Annotated in this window: 18 protein-coding genes; 4 read left to right on the top strand and 14 right to left on the bottom strand. The window is 71.5% G+C overall.

The features are described 5' to 3' along the window. Positions 1-111 precede the first annotated feature (111 nt). The 3 genes from ACFVWY_RS07230 to ACFVWY_RS07220 form a co-directional block, all read right to left on the bottom strand. Entirely contained in the window at positions 112-978 is an 867-nt protein-coding gene (locus ACFVWY_RS07230; protein WP_389868159.1) for a MetQ/NlpA family ABC transporter substrate-binding protein, read from the bottom strand. A gap of 74 nt (positions 979-1,052) precedes the next feature. Then, positions 1,053-1,724, bottom strand: a complete 672-nt coding sequence (locus ACFVWY_RS07225) for a methionine ABC transporter permease (protein ID WP_389868157.1) — start codon at positions 1,722-1,724, stop codon at positions 1,053-1,055. Next, a complete protein-coding gene (locus tag ACFVWY_RS07220) occupies positions 1,721-2,782 on the bottom strand; it encodes a methionine ABC transporter ATP-binding protein (RefSeq protein ID WP_389868156.1) in 1,062 nt (353 codons plus the stop codon). Before ACFVWY_RS07220 ends, ACFVWY_RS07225 begins: the two co-directional genes overlap by 4 nt. 578 nt (positions 2,783-3,360) lie before the next feature. On the opposite strand from ACFVWY_RS07220, the gene ACFVWY_RS07215 reads away from it, so the two are divergent. Both ACFVWY_RS07215 and ACFVWY_RS07210 read left to right on the top strand, forming a co-directional pair. Then, complete coding sequence (locus tag ACFVWY_RS07215; RefSeq protein WP_389868154.1) at positions 3,361-3,720, top strand: hypothetical protein; 360 nt, start codon at positions 3,361-3,363, stop codon at positions 3,718-3,720. Between the two features lie 2 nt (positions 3,721-3,722). Further along, positions 3,723-4,166, top strand: a complete 444-nt coding sequence (locus ACFVWY_RS07210) for a hypothetical protein (RefSeq protein WP_389868152.1) — start codon at positions 3,723-3,725, stop codon at positions 4,164-4,166. Between the two features lie 4 nt (positions 4,167-4,170). Here ACFVWY_RS07210 and ACFVWY_RS07205 read toward each other — a convergent pair whose 3' ends face one another. The 3 genes from ACFVWY_RS07205 to ACFVWY_RS07195 form a co-directional block, all read right to left on the bottom strand. Then, positions 4,171-4,674: a GNAT family N-acetyltransferase gene (locus tag ACFVWY_RS07205; RefSeq protein ID WP_389868150.1), complete on the bottom strand. Its 504-nt coding sequence runs from the start codon at positions 4,672-4,674 to the stop codon at positions 4,171-4,173. Positions 4,675-4,710: 36 nt separating this feature from the next. Beyond that, positions 4,711-5,277, bottom strand: coding sequence for an RNA polymerase sigma factor (locus ACFVWY_RS07200; protein WP_389868148.1), 567 nt, complete (start codon positions 5,275-5,277; stop codon positions 4,711-4,713). 94 nt (positions 5,278-5,371) lie between these two features. Beyond that, complete coding sequence (locus tag ACFVWY_RS07195) at positions 5,372-6,544, bottom strand: glycerophosphodiester phosphodiesterase (protein WP_389868146.1); 1,173 nt, start codon at positions 6,542-6,544, stop codon at positions 5,372-5,374. A 234-nt stretch (positions 6,545-6,778) separates the two neighbouring features. Here ACFVWY_RS07195 and ACFVWY_RS07190 point away from each other — a divergent pair, with 234 nt between their 5' ends. Further along, positions 6,779-7,450, top strand: a complete 672-nt coding sequence (locus ACFVWY_RS07190; RefSeq protein ID WP_389868144.1) for a lysophospholipid acyltransferase family protein — start codon at positions 6,779-6,781, stop codon at positions 7,448-7,450. Between the two features lie 78 nt (positions 7,451-7,528). Here ACFVWY_RS07190 and ACFVWY_RS07185 read toward each other — a convergent pair whose 3' ends face one another. The 4 genes from ACFVWY_RS07185 to argH form a co-directional block, all read right to left on the bottom strand. Beyond that, entirely contained in the window at positions 7,529-9,070 is a 1,542-nt protein-coding gene (locus ACFVWY_RS07185) for an MFS transporter (protein ID WP_389868142.1), read from the bottom strand. Continuing rightward, on the bottom strand, positions 9,067-9,618 hold the full coding sequence (locus ACFVWY_RS07180; protein WP_389868140.1) for a TetR/AcrR family transcriptional regulator: 552 nt from the start codon (positions 9,616-9,618) through the stop codon (positions 9,067-9,069). Before ACFVWY_RS07180 ends, ACFVWY_RS07185 begins: the two co-directional genes overlap by 4 nt. A gap of 65 nt (positions 9,619-9,683) precedes the next feature. Then, positions 9,684-10,655 (bottom strand): aldo/keto reductase, encoded by a 972-nt coding sequence (locus ACFVWY_RS07175; protein WP_389868139.1) that lies wholly within the window; start codon positions 10,653-10,655, stop codon positions 9,684-9,686. A 282-nt stretch (positions 10,656-10,937) separates the two neighbouring features. After that, positions 10,938-12,371: an argininosuccinate lyase gene (gene argH, locus ACFVWY_RS07170; RefSeq protein WP_389868137.1), complete on the bottom strand. Its 1,434-nt coding sequence runs from the start codon at positions 12,369-12,371 to the stop codon at positions 10,938-10,940. A 307-nt stretch (positions 12,372-12,678) separates the two neighbouring features. Between argH and ACFVWY_RS07165 the strand changes: the two genes are divergently transcribed. Further along, on the top strand, positions 12,679-13,380 hold the full coding sequence (locus ACFVWY_RS07165; protein ID WP_389868136.1) for a L,D-transpeptidase: 702 nt from the start codon (positions 12,679-12,681) through the stop codon (positions 13,378-13,380). Between the two features lie 21 nt (positions 13,381-13,401). Here the strand turns inward: ACFVWY_RS07165 and ACFVWY_RS07160 are convergent, their stop codons facing one another. Genes ACFVWY_RS07160 through argJ form a run of 4 tightly spaced genes read right to left on the bottom strand, consistent with a single transcriptional unit; the run spans position 13,402 to position 17,233 of the window. After that, positions 13,402-13,938, bottom strand: a complete 537-nt coding sequence (locus tag ACFVWY_RS07160) for an arginine repressor (protein WP_093541137.1) — start codon at positions 13,936-13,938, stop codon at positions 13,402-13,404. Positions 13,939-13,992: 54 nt separating this feature from the next. After that, the gene (locus ACFVWY_RS07155) at positions 13,993-15,183 is read right to left on the bottom strand and encodes an acetylornithine transaminase (RefSeq protein ID WP_389868134.1); all 1,191 of its coding nucleotides are present in this window, start codon (positions 15,181-15,183) and stop codon (positions 13,993-13,995) included. After that, a complete protein-coding gene (gene argB / locus ACFVWY_RS07150) occupies positions 15,180-16,082 on the bottom strand; it encodes an acetylglutamate kinase (protein ID WP_389868132.1) in 903 nt (300 codons plus the stop codon). Before argB ends, ACFVWY_RS07155 begins: the two co-directional genes overlap by 4 nt. Beyond that, positions 16,079-17,233, bottom strand: coding sequence for a bifunctional glutamate N-acetyltransferase/amino-acid acetyltransferase ArgJ (gene argJ, locus ACFVWY_RS07145; protein WP_389868130.1), 1,155 nt, complete (start codon positions 17,231-17,233; stop codon positions 16,079-16,081). The genes argB and argJ overlap by 4 nt, the downstream gene beginning before the upstream one ends. Positions 17,234-17,288: the final 55 nt, after the last annotated feature.

The raw sequence follows: 17,288 nt of genomic DNA, 5'->3' as shown, positions 1-17,288 counted from the left end.
GCACAGCATGCAGCATCGGCCCGCTGTCGCGCATGGTCGGGTCGGCACGCCGGAGCCCCGCGTCCCCCTGGTGGGGTGCGCGGGGCTCGTCGGGCAAGTGCGGTGCGGGGGTCAGGACTTGGCGGCGGCACCGAAGGCCGGGATGACCGAGCCCTGGTAGGTGTCCTCGATGAACTTCTTGACCTCGTCGGAGTGCAGGAGTTCCACGAGCTTCTGGACGCGGGCGTCCTTCTCGTCGCCCTTCTTCACCACGACGATGTTGGCGTACGGGTTGCCGTCGGCCTTCTCCAGCACCAGGGCGTCCTTGGAGGGCTTGAGGTCGGCCTCGATGGCGTAGTTGCCGTTGATGACGGCGGCGTCCACGTCGTTCAGGGCGCGGGGCACGGTGGCGGCCTCCAGCTCCTTGAACTCCAGGCCCTTCTTGTCGGTGATGTCGCTCAGCTTGGCGCTGGTGCCGACGCCGTCCTTGAGGGTGATGAGGCCGTTCTCGGCGAGGAGCTGGAGGGCACGGCCCTCGTTGGTGGTGTCGTTGGGAACGGCGATGGTCTGCCCGGCCTTGATGTCCTTGAGGTCCTTGACCTTGTGGGAGTAGAGGCCGAGGGGCTCCAGGTGGACGGTGCCGACGGAGACGAGGTGGGTGTTCTTCTTCGCGTTGAAGTCGTCGAGGTAGGGCTGGTGCTGGAAGAAGTTGGCGTCGACCTGGCCGGTCTCGGTGGCGGTGTTCGGCAGGACGTAGTCCGTGAACTCCTTGACCTCCAGCTTGAGCCCGGCCTTCTCCGCCAGGTTCTTCTGGACGAAGCCCAGGATGTCGGCGTGCGGCGCCGGGGACGCGGCGACGACGAGCGCCTTGGAGGGGTCGGCCTTGGCGCCGGTGCCGCTCTTGGCGCCCGGGTCCGAGGACGTGCCGCAGGCCGTCAGACCGAAGGCGATGGCGGCGGTGGCGGCGGCAGCCGCGGCGATCTTGATGTTCTTACGCACGAAAAGTGCCTCTTTCTGGTGGTGAGGGTGGTGCGCCCGGACAAGGAGTGCGGGCTTGTGAGCGGAGGAAAGGCTCAGGAGGTGCTGCGGCCCCGGCGGGCGAGCAGGCGTACGGCACCGTCACCGATCAGCTGGATCACGGTCACGATGACGATGAGCAGCGCGACGGTGACGAGCATGAAGCGGTTGTCGAAGCGCTGGAATCCGTAGGTGACGGCCTTGGAGCCGAGCCCCTCGCCGCCGACCGCCCCGGCCATCGCGGAGTAGCCGATGAGGACGATGACGGTGGTGGTGACGGCGGAGACGAGCGAGGGCAGCGCCTGCGGCAGCAGAACCTTGCGGACGATCGTCGGGATGGACCCGCCCATCGACTGGACGGCCTCGACGAGCCCGTGGTCGACCTCGCGGACGGCGGTCTCGACGAGCCGGGCGAAGAACGGGATGGCGCCGACGGAGAGCGGGACGATCATCGCCGAGGGGCCGATGAAGGTGCCGACGATCCAGGTGGTGAAGGGGATCAGAGCGATCAGCAGGATGATGAACGGCAGCGAGCGGCCGATGTTCACGATCACGCCGACGATCTTGTTCACCGCGGTGTTCTGGAGGAGCCCGCCCTTGTCGGTGAGGACCAGCAGGACACCGAGGGGGAGCCCCACGAGCACAGTGACGACGGTGGCCCAGAGCACCATGTAGAGGGTGTCGATGGTTCCCTGGGTGAGCAGCGGCTGCATGTCGGTCCAGGTCACTTCGCCACCTCCTTGGTGAGCGGCGCGGGAGTCTGCACGGGGACGGCGGGGCCGGCGTTCTCGACGACGTCCGCCTGGAGGCCCTGCTCACGCAGGAAGCCGATCGGAACGACGTTGTCCTCGAAGCGGCCGGGCAGCTCGATGCGCATCCGGCCGACCTGACGTCCACCGACGGTGTCCATCGTGGCGCCCAGGATCGAGATGTCGATGTTGTACGTGCGGGAGAGCTGGGAGATCACCGGCCGTCCGGCCGCGTCGCCGTGGAAGGTGACGTCGACGACGGTGTGCTCGGGGCCGGATGCCGCACCGCCGACGGGGAACAGTTCCTGGGCCAGCGCGGAGCCGGGGGTCGCGAGCAGCTCGCGAACGGTGCCGGACTCGACGACGCGCCCCTTCCGCATCAGTGCGGCGGAGTCGCAGACGGTCTTGACGACGTCCATCTCGTGCGTGATGAGCAGGACGGTCAGGCCGAGCTGCTGCCCCAGGTCGCGCAGCAGCTGGAGGATGGAGCGGGTGGTCTCGGGGTCGAGGGCCGAGGTCGCCTCGTCGGAGAGCAGCACCTTGGGGTCGCCAGCGAGGGCGCGGGCGATGCCGACGCGCTGCTTCTGGCCGCCGGAGAGCTGACCGGGGTATGCCTTGGCCTTGTCGGCGAGGCCGACCAGCCCGAGGAGTTCGAGGGCCTTGCGGGAGCGGTCGCGGCCGGGGACGCCGAGGATCTCCAGCGGGAGTTCGACGTTGCCCTGGACGGTGCGGGAGGCCAGCAGGTTGAAGTGCTGGAAGACCATGCCGATGCGGCTGCGCGCCTCGCGCAGTTCCCGTCCGGCGCGGCGGCCTCGTCCGGCGAGCGCGGTGAGGTCCCGGCCGTCCACGGTCACGGTGCCGGAGGTGGGGCGTTCCAGGAGGTTGACGCAGCGGATCAGGGAGGACTTGCCGGCGCCGCTCTGGCCGATGACGCCGTACACCTCGCCCTCGCGGACGTGCAGATCGACGCCGTCCAGGGCGGTGACCTCCCGGCCGCGCGACTGGTAGACCTTCGTGAGGCCCGAAGTGGTGATCACAGGGGTTTCCGTCACTGTCGAGTGCGCGGCGCGGTGTCCGCCGGGCACGGGGCATTCGTCCGATGAGACTGCTGGGACGTGGGGCACGGTCTCCGGCACGGCCGGGCGCGGCGGGAGGGCCGGGCGGCGGTGCCGGGGCAGGCTCGTTCCGCTGGGTGCGGACGGCTCGGGCTCGGTCTCGCTTCGGGGCGCGAGGCTCAGGCGTGGGCCCTCAGAAGGTGCGCATTCGACACATACAACGAGCACCGGGCGTCGTGTTCGCCTCGGTCGCAAGGATGCGTTCGCTCGTCGTGGTCATGGGCCCCAGTAAAACAGACGTATCGCTCCACCGGATCGAGCTGTCCGAATAGCGGACAGGGCTGGACGCCGGGGCGAACGGGCCGCACCGATCTCGGGATTCTTCTTCCGCAAGGCTGTGACCTGCGATGATGAAGAGCACAGGGTCTCGATGAGCGGTGCTTCGGCTGGCCCCGGACAGGTCCGGTCTGTGGTCAAGGCCACGGTGTGCGCTCTCGTGGCGGGCCCGGCGGGCGGGGGTGCACGCAAGGGGTTGACCGGTCCGTAATACCCTCAGCCCCATGCTTGTCGCCCTGACGGTCGCGGTCGCCGTATCCGCGCTCGCCCTCGCCGCCTGGTGCGGATTCGCCGCCTACCGGGACCAGCCCACCAAGGACTGGCACTTCATCGGAATGGCCGTGGTCTCGCTGCTGGCGCTGGCCCAACTGGTGGTGGGCATCGTGCGGCTGGCCCGGGGCGAGCGGCCGGAACAGGGCATGACGATCTTCATCGCGTACCTGATCGGGTCCTTCCTCGCGGTGCCCGCGGCCGGTTTCCTGTCACTGACCGAGCGGACCCGCTGGGGTTCGGTGACGGTGGCGGCGGGCGCGGTCGTCCTGGCCGTCCTCGAAGTACGGCTCTACGACATCTGGGGAAACTGACCGTGACCGACACCGATCGCTCCGCCGCCGCGGCCACCGCCAGCACCGGGAAGCAGCCCTTCGACCTCGGCACCGGCCCCGGCCGGGTACTGGTCTGGTTCTACGGGGTGTTCACCGTCGCCGCCGCCTCCCGCTCGGTCGTCCAGATGATCCTGGACTTCGGCAGGGCACCACTGGCCTATGTGCTGTCGGCCGCCGCCGCGGTCGTGTACGGGTTCATCACGTACTCGCTGGTGCGCGGTGGTGAGAAGGCCCGCCGGACGGCGCTGGTGTGCTGCGCGGCGGAGCTGCTGGGCGTGCTGGTCGTCGGGGCCTGGACGATGGCGGAGCCCTCGGCGTTCGCGGACGCGACCGTCTGGTCCGAGTTCGGCATGGGGTACCTGTTCATCCCGGTGATCCTGCCGGTCACCGGGATGATCTGGCTGCGCCGCGCCCGCCAGGCGTGACGGCTCAGGCGCTGGCCACGTACACGGGCTGGGTGGCGTCCTTCTCCAGCAGGATCATCAGGACGCCGTCGTTGCCGGTCTCGTTGCCCACCGGGGCGTAGCCCGCCCGGCGGTAGAGCCGCAGGTTGCCCTCGCTGCGGTGGCCGGTGTGCAGCCGGAAGAGGGTGGCCGCCCGCCCGTCGGCGAGCCCCTTCTCCGCCGCCCGCAGCAGCCGGGCGCCGAGGCCGTGCCCCTGGAGCCGGGGGTGGACGCCGAGCCGGCCGATCTCACCCGCGCCGTCCTCGCCGACGGCCCCGCGGACCGTTCCGACGACCTCGTCGCCCAGACGCGCCACGAACACCAGGCCGGTGGCGATCTCGGCACGCAGCGAGTCGAGACTCTCGACGAGCGGGTCGATCCGGTAGTTCCCGTACAGCTCCGCCTCGCTCTGGAAGCAGAGGTACTGGAGTTTCAGGATCTCTTCGGCGTCCTGTGCCGCCGCCGTCGAGATGATCACGCTCATGCCCATCCGCGCATGCCTCCGCCCACCTGATCCATCGGTTGTCTAACGCTCCTTTCCCCGCAGTTCAGGAGCCGCAACCTCCGCCGCGAGCATTCTGCGCAGACATCCAAGGCAACGGGAACGGATCGGACCCAAACTCCCCTGTGACATACCCAACTTCCCTGCGATTTCCCGATAGGTGGGGTCGTCGGGCGCCAGGAGCGCCGCCAGGAGCCGGGCGCAGCGGCCGGGCAGCCGGTCCACCGCGGCGCGCAGCGCCCTGCGTTCGGCGGCGCCGAGGGCGATCCGTTCGGGGCAGTTGCCGGGATCCGGGGCGGAGTCGTCCCGGTAGGGCCCTTCGTGCCGGACGGTACGGCGGGCCCGGCGGGCCTCGCCCCGTACGGTGCTCCGCACCCAGCCTGCCGGGTCCAGCGGCGGCCCCTCTCCGGCGAGCCGCTCCAGCAGCCGCAGCCAGACGGCTTGTTCGAGGTCGGCGGATTCGATCGCCGCGCCTGTCGCCGAGGCCGCCGCCTCGGCCCTGGCCTCGGCGCTCACCAGAGGCAGCAGAGCGCGGACGACGGACGCGGGGGCGGGCGGGGAGTCCGCGGGTACAGCATCGGCGAGGGTCATGTCCGGGCCGACGCGCCCGGACGGCCAGCCGGTTGCCGTGGCGGGCGGGCACCACCCGACCGGGGCATTCCCCGGCCGGGTGCTGACGCCGGTGTCACGTCGCGGTGAAGTCCGCGGCGGCGAGCAGGGCCGTGTCCGGGTTGTCGGAGAAGATGCCGTCGATGCCCGTGGCGAAGTACGTGCGCAACGCGCCGAACGCGTCGCCGTAGGCGTTGGGGTCGGTGCCACGCCGGAAGTCGGCGGGCAGGAAGGTGTTCTCGTTGCGCAGTGTGTAGGGGTGCAGGACCAGGCCCTGGGCATGCGCGTCGCGTACCAGGGAGGTGGGCGCGGTGAGCCGTCCGGCGGCGTCCCTGGGGATGACCAGGTCCAGGGTGGGGCCGATGCCCTGCGCGAAGGAGGCCATCCACTTCAGCCCCTCGGGCTTCACCAGGTCCGCGACGGTGCGCGGGTCGCCGGAGGTGACGAAGTCCCAGGGGCGCTCGCCCGCGCCGGAGAGCAGGACCACGCGCGGGGTCCGGACGAGCCGGGCGAGCCGCTGGATGCTGCCGGGCTCGAAGGACTGGAGGATGAGCGGCGACTGCTCGTGGTGCCGGCCGTAGCGGCGCAGCAGCTTGGCGAGCGGCTCTTCGAGGCCGAGGCCGAGGCCGCGGAAGTAGGTGGGGTGCTTGGTCTCGACGTACAGCCAGACGGGCCTGCCGCGCTTGCGGCCCTCGCGGTCGGCCCAGCGCAGCACCTCCTCGAAGGTGGGGACCTCCCAGCGGCCGTCGTAGAGCGTGTTCTTCTGGCGGGTGCCGGGGATGCGCTCCTTGGCCCGCAGCGTCTTGAGCTCGGCGAGGGTGAAGTCCTCGGTGAACCAGCCGGTGAGGGAGACGCCGTCGATCTTCTTCGTGGTCCTGCGGCTCGCGAACCCGGGGTGGTCGGCGACATCGGTGGTGGCGGTGATGTCGTTCTCGTGGCGGCAGACGAGGTGGCCGTCCTTGGTCGGCACCAGGTCCTGCTCGACGACGTGCGCGCCCATGTCGAGGGCCAGCTGGTAGGAGCCCAGGGTGTGCTCGGGACGGTAGCCACTGGTGCCGCGGTGCCCGATGACGGTGGGGACCGGCAGGTCGAGGCGGAAGCCATGACCGCCGGGGCGCCCTGCGGGCTTCGCCGCGGCGTCGGCGGCGGCCGGACCCGCCGCCAGCCCGAGGGCGGCCGTGCCCAGCACGGCGGCTCCCGCCCCCAGCATGGTTCTGCGGCCGGGACCGGTCTGCGCGCGCTCAGTCATGAATGCTCCTCGCGTGTGATGTGTGGCACCTGTCGGGCGGGGCCCGAGCGTAGGCAGCGCTCCCGTCGCGGGGGCAGCACCTGGGCGAACATGGCGCAAACTCGTGTCAACACCGGGTATCCGCTCCGTGAGCCCGGTGTGCGGAGAGTGACCTCCCGCGAGTATCGTCCTCACCTGCATGGACCGTCACGATCCCGCGCCCCGGCCGGCCCGGCCGCTACACCGGAGGAACCGTTGTCCCGACACGCACTCATCAAGGCAGTGCTCGGACCGATCTTGCGCCTGATGTTCCGCCCCCAGGTGGAAGGCGTGGAGAACATCCCCGGGGACGGTCCGGTGATCCTGGCGGGCAACCATCTGACGTTCATCGACTCGATGATCATGCCGGTCTGCTGCGACCGGCCGGTGTTCTACATCGGCAAGGACGAGTACGTGACGGGCAAGGGCCTCAAGGGCCGGGCGATGGCCTGGTTCTTCACCGGCTGCGGCATGATCCCGGTGGACCGGGACGGCGGTCGCGGCGGGGTCGCGGCGCTGATGACGGGCCGTCGGGTGCTGGAGGAGGGCAAGGCGTTCGCCATCTACCCCGAGGGCACCCGCTCCCCCGACGGCCGTCTGTACCGGGGCCGTACGGGCATCGCCCGGCTGACCCTGATGACAGGGGCGCCGGTGGTGCCGTTCGCGATGATCGGCACGGACAAGCTCCAGCCCGGCGGAGCGGGGCTGCCGCGTCCCGGCAAGGTGACGGTCCGTTTCGGCGAGCCGATGGAGTTCTCCCGGTACGAGGGCATGGACCGCGACCGCTATGTGCTGCGGGCGGTGACCGACTCCGTGATGGCCGAGGTGATGCGACTGTCCGGTCAGGAGTACGTCGACATGTACGCCACGAAGGCGAAGGCCGCCTGAGCCGGCACGCACGACACGGGATGGGGCCCGTACCACCGGCGGTTCGCCGCGGTGGTACGGGCCCTTCGCCGTAGCGCGTCAGTGGTGCGCGGCGCCGTCGTCGAGCTTCTGGCCGCGCAGCAAGAACCAGGCGGCCACGGCGGTCGCGAGGAGGACCGTCGCGCCGACGCCCGCGGCCAGTTGCAGGCCGGAGATGAACGAGTCCCGTGCCGCGGCGACCAGGTCCGCCGCTTGCCCGGCGGGCAGTGCGTGCGAAACCTCGACCGCGCCGCCGAGCGATTCGTGGGCCGCGGCGGCGGGGCCCGCCGGGATGCCGCGCGGGGTGTCGAACGTCTGGTAGACGCCGGTGACGATCGAGCCGAGCAGGGCGATGCCGAGGGCCGCGCCGAGTTCGTACGCCGTCTCCGACACGGCTCCGGCGGCGCCCGCCTGTTCCTTCGGAACGCTGGAGAGGATCACGTCAGAGGTGACGGTGAAGGCGAAGCCCGCCCCCACACCGACGATGAGCAGCACCGCGCCCATCAGCGGATAGGCGGTCTGCTGGTCGATCACCGTGACGGCGGCGAGCGCCAGACCGATCGCCGCGAGACCGCCGCTGACCACCGAGCGGACCGAGAAGCGGCGCGCCGCCCGGCCCGCGATCAGACCGGCGACGACCGCCCCGACAGCCGCGGGCAGTTCGGCGAGCCCGGCCTCCAGCGGACCACGCCCCTGCACCAGCTGGAAGAACTGGGACAGGAAGAAGACGAGTCCGGACAGGCCCAGGATGGTCAGCAGATCGGCCACCACCGCGCCCGAGAAGCCCCGGTGGCGGAAGAGCCGCATGTCCAGCAGCGGCGCGGGAAGCGTGAGCTGCCTGCGTACGAACCAGCAGAGCGCGGCCACGCCCACGGCTCCGGCGAGGACCGTCGCCGCGCTCGGGCCGTGCGCCGCCAGTTCCTTGACGGCGTAGACGACGCCGATCATCCCGATGACGGAGAGCGCGACGCTGGTCAGGTCCCAGGGGCCCGGGACCGGGTTCTTCGACTCGGGGATCATCTTCGCGCCGACGACCACGAGCACCGCCATGACCGGCAGGTTGATCAGGAAGACCGAGCCCCACCAGAAGTGCTCCAGCAGGAGTCCGCCGACCACGGGCCCCACGGCCGCGCCCGCCGAGGCCATCGCACCCCAGATCCCGATGGCCAGGCTGCGTTCGCGCGGGTCGTGGAAGAGGTTGCGGATCAGGGCCAGCGTGGAGGGCATCAGGGTCGCGCCCGCGACACCGAGCAGGGCCCGCGCCAGGATCATCATCTCGGGGGTGTGCGCGTAGGCGTTGAGCACGGAGACCGCGCCGAACGCGACCGCGCCGCTCAGCAGCAGCTTCTTGCGGCCGATGCGGTCGCCGAGGCTGCCCATCGAGACCAGGAGTCCGGCGATGACGAAGGAGTAGACGTCGCCGATCCACAGCAGCTGGGTGCCGGTCGGTTCGAGGTCCTCGGTGAGGAAGGGCGTGGCCAGTCCGAGGACGGTGGCGTCGATCGCCACGAGCAGCACGGCCAGGACCAGCACGGCCAGTGCGATCCACCGACCGGGGCGCCGCTCCTCCAGGATCTCGGCACGCTGTTCGGTCAGGCTCATTTCTCCACGCTCCGGCGTGCTCCGCCGAGCATCAGCTCGGTGATCATGTACTGGAAGTCCTGGCCCGCGACGGTGCCCGCCTGGACGGCCCAGGCGCCGGACGAGACGAGTCCGTAGAACGCCTCGGTCAGCCAGGCGGGGGTGAGGTCGATCCGGAACTCGCCGCGCTCCTGTCCGCTCCGGAAGAAGGCGGCGACCCGGGCGTCCAGGCGGTTCCAGCCCTCGTTCACCGCGTCGCCCTCGAAGAGCTGGTTCTCGGTGACCAGGAAGGAGAGCAATCCGGCGCTGGGCTCGATGGCCGCGACGAGGCGGCGCAGCGCGTCCCGCGCGGGGCCCTCGTCGAGCGCTGCGGCGTCCAGGGCCGATTCGAACTCGCGGATGCCCAGCTCCTCCAACGCCCTGACCAGGGCTTCCCGTCCGGCGAAGTGCCGGTGCAGGGTGGCACGGCCGATACCTGCGGCTCTGGCGACCTCGTCCATGGTGGCGGTCGATTTGCGGGTCAGCAGAGCGGCGGCGCTGCGCAGCACCTGCTCACGGTTGAGACTCATGAGACAACTATACCCCGCATGAGACATTGACGTCTCATACGGGCGTCGCGAGTCTCTCCCCGGTGTCAGTTCCAGCGCAGTCCGGCGCGGTGGCGCCAGTACGCCTCGGGGTCCTCCACCAGCGCGTCGAGCCGGGCGCGCCGCTCCGGGCCGAGGTCGACGAGGGGCGCGTGCAGGTTTCCGGCGAGCTGGTCGACGGTGGCCGCGCCGGAGAGCACCACCCCGGCCCAGGGCTGGTGCAGCACGAAGGCCAGGGCCACCGCGTCGCTGCCCAGGCCCGCGTCGGCGGCGATCTCCCGGACCACGGCGGGAGCCTGGGTACCGGCGAGCCGCCCGTTGGCCATGGCCTCCTTGACGATCACGGTGAGCCCGGCGGCGTGCGCGTCGGCGAGCGCGGCCCCGGCGGAGGTCTCCAGGGCGTTGTAGGTGGCCTGGACGGTACGGAAGAGGGGTTCGCCGTCGACGGTGACGGTGAGGGCGGCCCGGATCGCCTCGGCCTGGCCGGGGCCGCTGGTCGACAGGCCGACACTGACTCCCTCGGCGGCGAGCTCGGCCAGCCGGGCGTGCAGCTCCTTGTCGGTGAGGGCAGGACTGCCGACGGTGACCGAGTGGATCTGGTAGAGGTCGAGGCGGTCGCCGAGCAGCGTGCCGGTCTCGGCCCGCTGGCGCAGGAAGGCCGTGAGGCCGTGGTCCTTCACCTCGTGGTCCTCGGCCTCGACGCTCCAGCCCGCCGTGTACGTGTAGCCCCACTTGCTGCCGATGACGAGGTCGTCGGCCTCGGGGTGGGCGCGCAGCCAGTCGGCCAGGAACTCCTCCGAGCGGCCGTAGGAACGGGCGGCGTCGATGTAGCGGACGCCCTGCGCGTAGGCGGCGTCGAGCAGTTCGTGGGTGCGGGCGCGCAGCGCCGCGACGCTCCGGTCGGCGGGCAGGTCCCGGTCACGGTGGAGGTTGATGTAGCCGGGCCTGCCGACCGCCGCCAGGCCGAGCCCGATGTGGGCAGTCGGGGTCGTCGCTGTGGCCAGCCGGGCGAAAGGCATCGTCAGGGCTCCTCGTCGGTCGGGTGCGCTCCCCCGTCAACGTAACCCAGCCGACGCGAACCGGAAGGCGGGGAGCGTACGCCCGCTCCCCGCCTTCCGGTGCCGCCCCGGGCGGGGCCCCTAGGGTCTTTCGTTTGGATCAGGCTGGATCAGGGAGCGGGGGCTGGTGCGTGCAGCTGCAAGGCGGAGGAAGGAGCCGACGCGGAGCGTCGGTGACTGACGACAACGCGGCAGATGTGCGTGCCGGCCCCCGCGAGCCCGGCATGATCCAAACGAGAGGCCCTAGTGCTTCTCGACGGCCCAGGCCTGCTGGATCGCGAGGTCGGCCCGGACCTCGGCGAGCTGGGCGGCCACGGCCGACGGGGCCGTACCGCCGCGGCCGCTGCGCGAGGCGAGCGCGCCGGGAACGTTGAGCACCGTGCGGACCTCGGGGGTGAGGTGCTCGGAGATCTTGGCGAACTGCTCGTCGGTCAGCTCGTCGAGCTCGATGCCGTGCCGCTCGCACTCCTTGACGCACTCACCGGCCACCTCATGGGCGACGCGGAACGGCACGCCCTGCTTGACCAGCCATTCGGCGATGTCGGTGGCGAGCGAGAAACCGGCCGGGGCCAGCTCCGCCATGCGGGCGCTGTTGACGGTGAGGGTGGCCATCATTCCGGTGAAGGCGGGCAGCAGGACCTCCAGCTGGTCGCAGGAGTCGAAGACCGGCTCCTTGTCCTCCTGGAGGTCGCGGTTGTACGCGAGCGGGAGGGCCTTCAGCGTGGCCATCAGGCCGGTCAGGTTGCCGATCAGGCGGCCGGACTTGCCGCGGGCCAGTTCGGCGATGTCCGGGTTCTTCTTCTGCGGCATGATCGAGGAGCCGGTGGAGTAGGCGTCGTCCAGGGTGACGAAGGAGAACTCCTTCGTGTTCCAGATGATGACCTCCTCGGCGATCCGGGAGAGGTTCACCCCCGCCATCGCGGTGATGAAGGCGAACTCGGCGACGAAGTCGCGGGAGGCCGTTCCGTCGATGGAGTTGCCGACGGAGCCGCGCTCGAAGCCCAGGTCGGCGGCGACCGCCTCTGGGTCCAGACCGAGGGACGAACCGGCCAGGGCTCCCGAACCGTACGGGGAGACCGCGGTCCGCACGTCCCACTGGCGCAGCCGCTCGGCGTCCCGGGACAGCGCCTGGACGTGGGCCAGGACATGGTGGGCGAAGAGCACCGGCTGGGCGTGCTGGAGGTGCGTACGGCCGGGCATCGCGACGTCCGGGTGCGCCTGCGCGAGGCCGACCAGGGCGACCTGGAGATCGGCGAGCAGGCCGCCGATGATCCGGGCGTGGTCGCGCAGGTACATCCGGAAGAGTGTGGCGATCTGGTCGTTGCGCGAGCGCCCGGCCCGCAGCTTGCCGCCGAGGTCGGGGCCGAGGCGCTCCAGCAGCCCGCGCTCCAGGGCGGTGTGGACGTCCTCGTCGGCGACGGTGCCGGTGAAGGAGCCGTCGGCGACATCGGCTTCGAGCCGGTCGAGGCCGTCGAGCATGCGGGTCAGCTCGTCCTCGGTGAGCAGGCCCGCCGTGTTCAGGACGCGCGCGTGGGCGCGGGAACCGGCGATGTCGTACGGCGCGAGCCGCCAGTCGAAGTGGACGGAGGCGGACAGCCTGGCCAGCGCCTCGGCCGGACCGTCGGCGAAGCGGGCGCCCCAGAGGCGTACATCGCTGGTGCCGTTGCCGTTGCTCACTGCGTGCTCCTCGGAAGAACAGGGATGGATGGTGCGACCGCCTCCCCGCGCGCGGCCGGGAGGCGGTGACGTAACCGCTGGGGCTCGGGCGAGGTCACGCCTCGCCGTGCAGGCCGACGGGGCCACCAATAGGCATAACTATGCAGAGCTCTGTATTTTTTGTCAAAGCTGCGGAGGGCGGCCCGGCCCCCTGCCCGCTCCCGCTGCCCCCGCTGCCCGCGGCGGACCGGAAGGCGGCACGGCAGCACTGGGCCATACGGAGCAGTCCCGCGTGCGCCGCGCGGCCCTCGGGCCTACCGTGCCGGGCATGCGCAGACTCCCGGTCCTCCTGTCGGCACTGCTCGCGCTGGCGGGCACGGTCGCGGCCCGGCCCGCCGCCGCACCCCCGCTGCCCCTGCGGCTGGCCGACACCGGCGGCGGCAGTCAGCTGATCACGGCCGAGGCCCCGGCCAGGGGCTCCACCTCCGGCACCGTCGCCTGGTGGAGTCTGCGCCGGGGCACCTGGGTGCGCGAGGGAACCGCACCCGCCCGCTTCGGCGCCAGGGGCCTGGCCGAGGGGGCGACCCGCAAACAGAGCACCGACACCACCCCCACCGGCCTGTACGACCTGCCGTACGCGTTCGGCATCGGCCCCGCGCCGACCGGTACCGCCCCTCGCTACCGCCGGATCAACGACCGCTCGTGGTGGTGCCAGGACAACGCGGCGCGGGCCTACAACCGCTGGGTGGAGCCGCGTCCCGCGGACTGCCGGGCGAGCGAGGCGGAGCACCTGATCGCGTACCGCACGCAGTACGCGCGGGCCCTCGTCATCGGCTTCAACTACCGGCGGCCGGTGCGGGGGCGCGGCGCCGGGATCTTCCTCCACGTCAACGGACGCGGCGCGACCGCGGGCTGTGTCTCGGTGCCCGCGGACGCCATGGACCGGATCCTGCGCTGGACGGACCCGGCCCGTCGGCCGCACATCGCGATCGGCACCCGGTCGGGCCCGACCGCGATCACGCGCTACTGACCGGACTGGCCGCCGGCCGGTTCAGCGCTCGTTCTGGGCCAGCCTCAGCAGGTGGTCGGCGAGCGCCTGGCCACCCGCCGGATCCCGGCTGATCAGCATCAGGGTGTCGTCGCCCGCGATGGTGCCGAGGATGTCGTGCAGTTCGGCCTGGTCGATGGCCGAGGCGAGGAACTGGGCGGCGCCCGGCGGTGTCCGCAGCACCACGAGGTTGGCCGAGGCCTCCGCGGAGATGAGCAGTTCGGCCGAGAGCCGCCGCATCCGCTCCTCCTTCGCCGAGCCGCCCAGCGGTGCCTGCGGGGTGCGGAACCCGCCCTCGCTGGGCACCGCGTAGATCAGCTCGCCGCCGGTGTTGCGGATCTTCACCGCGCCCAGCTCGTCCAGGTCGCGGGAGAGCGTCGCCTGGGTGACGCTCAGCCCGTCGTCGGCGAGCAGCTTGGCCAGCTGGCTCTGCGAGCGCACCGGCTGCCGGTTCAGGATGTCCACGATCCGGCGGTGGCGTGCGGTGCGGGTCTGCGGCACGGACGGTCCGCCGTGCTCGGTTTCCTGCGCCTCGGTCATCGTCGTCGCCTCATTCTCCGGATCGTCCCGTCCCCTTGTGCTGGTGGTGCGCTTCTATCCCATGGCCTGTGCCCGTGCCGCGTCGAGGACGGCGGGCAGCGCGTGGAGCAGCGCGTCCGCCTCCGCCTCGCCGATGATCAGCGGCGGCATCAGCCGCAGGACGTCGGGGGCGGGTGCGTTGACCAGGATTCCGGCTCCTTGGGCCGCCCGTTGCGCCTGGGGCGCGAGCGGCTCGGTGAGCACGATACCCAGCAGCAGTCCGGAGCCGCGTACGTGGGAGACCAGTGGGTGCCCCAGGGCCTCCACTCCGGCACGGATCTTCTCACCGGTCCGCTTGACCCGGTCCAGGGCTCCGTCGGCGGCCAGGGTGTCCAGGACGGCGAGCCCGGCCGCGCAGGCCACCGGGTTGCCGCCGAAGGTCGTACCGTGCTGGCCCGGCTTCAGCAGCCCGGCCGCCGGGCCGAAGGCCACGGTCGCGCCGATCGGCAGCCCGCCGCCCAGCCCCTTGGCGAGGGTGACGACATCGGGCTCGACGCCCTGGTGGGCCTGGTGCTCGAACCACTGGCCGCAGCGGCCGATGCCGGTCTGCACCTCGTCGAGGACGAGCAGGGTGCCGGTGGCCCGGGTGATCTCCCGGGCGGCCTCCAGGTATCCGGCGGGCGGTACCACCACACCGTTCTCGCCCTGGATCGGCTCGATGATCACCAGCGCGGTGTCGGTGGTGACGGCGGCCCGCAGCGCCTCCGCGTCGCCGTACGGGACGTGCGTGACGTCGCCGGGCAGCGGGAGGAACGGGTCGCGCTTGCCGGGCTGGCCGGTCAGCGCGAGCGCGCCCATGGTCCGGCCGTGGAAGCCGCCGTCGGTGGCGACCATATGGGTGCGCCCGGTCAGCCGCCCGATCTTGAAGGCGGCCTCGTTGGCCTCGGCACCGGAGTTGGAGAAGTAGACCCGGCCGTCGCGGCCGAAGAGCTGGAGCAGCCGTTCGGCGAGGGCGACGGGCGGTTCGGCGACGAAGAGGTTGGAGACGTGGCCGAGGGAGGCGATCTGGGCGGAGACCGCCTCGACGACGGCGGGGTGGGCGTGGCCCAGCGCGTTCACCGCGATGCCGCCGACGAAGTCGAGGTACTCGGTGCCGTCGGCGTCCCACACCCGGGCGCCCTCGCCGCGGACCAGGGACAGCTGCGGCGTCCCGTAGTTGTCCATGAGCGCGTGGCTCCAGCGCTGCGCGAGTTCCTGGTTGCTCATGACTCCCCCTGCGCGTCGGGCACGACCATCGTGCCGATTCCCTCGTCCGTGAAGATCTCCAGCAGGATCGAGTGCTGGACCCGGCCGTCGATCACGCGGGCGGTCTCGACGCCGTTGCGCACGGCGTGCAGACAGCCCTGCATCTTCGGCACCATGCCGCTGGACAGCTCCGGCAGCAGCTTTTCCAGTTCGGTCGCGGTGAGGCGGCTGATCACGTCGTCGCTGTTCGGCCAGTCCTCGTAGAGGCCCTCGACGTCGGTGAGGACCATCAGGGTCTCGGCGTCCAGCGCGGCGGCGAGCGCCGCGGCCGCGGTGTCGGCGTTGACGTTGTAGACGTGGTTGTCGTCGGCGGAGCGGGCGATCGAGGAGATGACCGGGATGCGGCCGTCGTCCAGCAGCGCCCGGATCGCCCCGGTGTCGATGGCGGTGATCTCGCCGACCCGGCCGATGTCGACGAGCTCGCCGTCGATGGTCGGCCGGTGCTGGGTGGCGGTGATCGTGTGGGCGTCCTCGCCGGTGATGCCGACGGCGAGCGGCCCGTGCTGGTTGAGCAGCCCGACGAGCTCACGCTGGACCTGCCCGGCCAGCACCATCCGTACGACGTCCATCGCCTCGGGCGTGGTGACGCGCAGCCCTGCCTTGAACTCGCTGACCAGGCCCTGCTTGTCGAGCTGGGCACTGATCTGCGGTCCGCCGCCGTGCACGACGACGGGCTTGAGACCGGCCTGGCGCAGGAAGACCACGTCCTGGGCGAACGCGGCCTTCAGCTCCTCGTCGACCATGGCGTTGCCGCCGAACTTGATGACGACGGTCCTGCCGTTGTGCCGGGTCAGCCAGGGCAGCGCTTCGATGAGGATCTGGGCCTTGGGGAGTGCGGTGTGCTTCCGCGCGGCGCTCATGAGCTGTACGCGCTGTTCTCGTGGACGTAGTCCGCGGTGAGGTCGTTGGCCCAGATGACGGCGGACTCGCTCCCGGCGGCGAGGTCGGCGGTGATGGCGACCTCCCGGTAGCGCATGTCGACCAGATCGCGGTCCTCGCCGACGCCGCCGTTCTTGCAGACCCACACGCCGTTGATCGCGACGTTCAGCTGGTCGGGCTCGAAGGCGGCCTTCGTCGTGCCCATCGCGGAGAGCACCCGGCCCCAGTTGGGGTCCTCGCCGTGGATGGCGCACTTGAGGAGGTTGTTCCGGGCGATGGAGCGGCCCACTTCCACGGCGTCGTCCTCGGTCGCGGCGTTGATGACCTCGATCCGGATGTCCTTGGAGGCGCCTTCGGCGTCCCCGATGAGCTGCCGGGCGAGGTCGGCGCAGACCGCCCGGACGGCCTCGTCGAACGCCGCCCGCTCCGGGGTGATCCCGCTCGCGCCGGAAGCCAGCAGCAGCACGGTGTCGTTGGTCGACATGCAGCCGTCGGAGTCGATCCGGTCGAAGGTGGTGCGGGTGGCGGCACGCAGCGCGGAGTCGAGCCCGGCGGCGTCGACGTCCGCGTCGGTGGTGAGAACGACCAGCATGGTGGCGAGGCCGGGGGCGAGCATGCCCGCGCCCTTGGCCATGCCTCCGACGGTCCAGCCCTCACCGCCCGCGACGGCGGTCTTGTGGACGGTGTCGGTGGTCTTGATCGCGATGGCGGCCTTCTCGCCGCCGTGCTCGCTCAGGGCGGCGGCGGCCTGCTCGACGCCGGGCAGCAGCTTGTCCATCGGGAGCAGCGTGCCGATCAGCCCCGTCGAGGCGACCGCGATCTCACCGGCGTGGTGGCCGGTGAGGACCTCGGCGGCCTTCTCGGCGGTGGCGTGGGTGTCCTGGAAGCCCTTGGGGCCCGTACAGGCGTTGGCTCCGCCGGAGTTGAGGACGACGGCGGTGACCTCGCCGCCCTTGAGGACCTGCTCCGACCAGAGGACGGGAGCGGCCTTGACGCGGTTGGAGGTGAAGACGCCCGCGGCGGCGCGACGCGGACCGTGGTTGACCACCAGGGCCAGGTCCGGGTTGCCGCTCTCCTTGATTCCCGCGGCGATGCCCGCCGCGGAGAACCCCTGTGCTGCCGTGACGCTCACTGCATCTCCTCGTTCGCTTCTCCGGCCGCGCGGCGCGGCGCGGTCTTCGTGGTCA

Origin of the sequence: Streptomyces sp. NPDC058195, from assembly GCF_042883525.1 — a bacterium.
Classification (GTDB): Bacteria; Actinomycetota; Actinomycetes; order Streptomycetales; family Streptomycetaceae; genus Streptomyces.
This window is presented reverse-complemented; position numbering and strand designations above follow the sequence as displayed.

Excerpts from the sequence above, each read along its gene's own strand:
- ACFVWY_RS07215 (WP_389868154.1), top strand. The coding sequence starts at position 3,361 with ATGCTTGTCGCCCTGACGGTCGCGGTCGCCGTATCCGCGCTCGCCCTC.
- ACFVWY_RS07205 (WP_389868150.1), bottom strand. The coding sequence starts at position 4,674 with ATGGGCATGAGCGTGATCATCTCGACGGCGGCGGCACAGGACGCCGAA.
- ACFVWY_RS07200 (WP_389868148.1), bottom strand. The coding sequence starts at position 5,277 with ATGACCCTCGCCGATGCTGTACCCGCGGACTCCCCGCCCGCCCCCGCG.
- ACFVWY_RS07195 (WP_389868146.1), bottom strand. The coding sequence starts at position 6,544 with ATGACTGAGCGCGCGCAGACCGGTCCCGGCCGCAGAACCATGCTGGGG.
- ACFVWY_RS07185 (WP_389868142.1), bottom strand. The coding sequence starts at position 9,070 with ATGAGCCTGACCGAACAGCGTGCCGAGATCCTGGAGGAGCGGCGCCCC.
- ACFVWY_RS07180 (WP_389868140.1), bottom strand. The coding sequence starts at position 9,618 with ATGAGTCTCAACCGTGAGCAGGTGCTGCGCAGCGCCGCCGCTCTGCTG.
- ACFVWY_RS07175 (WP_389868139.1), bottom strand. The coding sequence starts at position 10,655 with ATGCCTTTCGCCCGGCTGGCCACAGCGACGACCCCGACTGCCCACATC.
- ACFVWY_RS07165 (WP_389868136.1), top strand. The coding sequence starts at position 12,679 with ATGCGCAGACTCCCGGTCCTCCTGTCGGCACTGCTCGCGCTGGCGGGC.
- ACFVWY_RS07160 (WP_093541137.1), bottom strand. The coding sequence starts at position 13,938 with ATGACCGAGGCGCAGGAAACCGAGCACGGCGGACCGTCCGTGCCGCAG.
- ACFVWY_RS07155 (WP_389868134.1), bottom strand. The coding sequence starts at position 15,183 with ATGAGCAACCAGGAACTCGCGCAGCGCTGGAGCCACGCGCTCATGGAC.
- argB (WP_389868132.1), bottom strand. The coding sequence starts at position 16,082 with ATGAGCGCCGCGCGGAAGCACACCGCACTCCCCAAGGCCCAGATCCTC.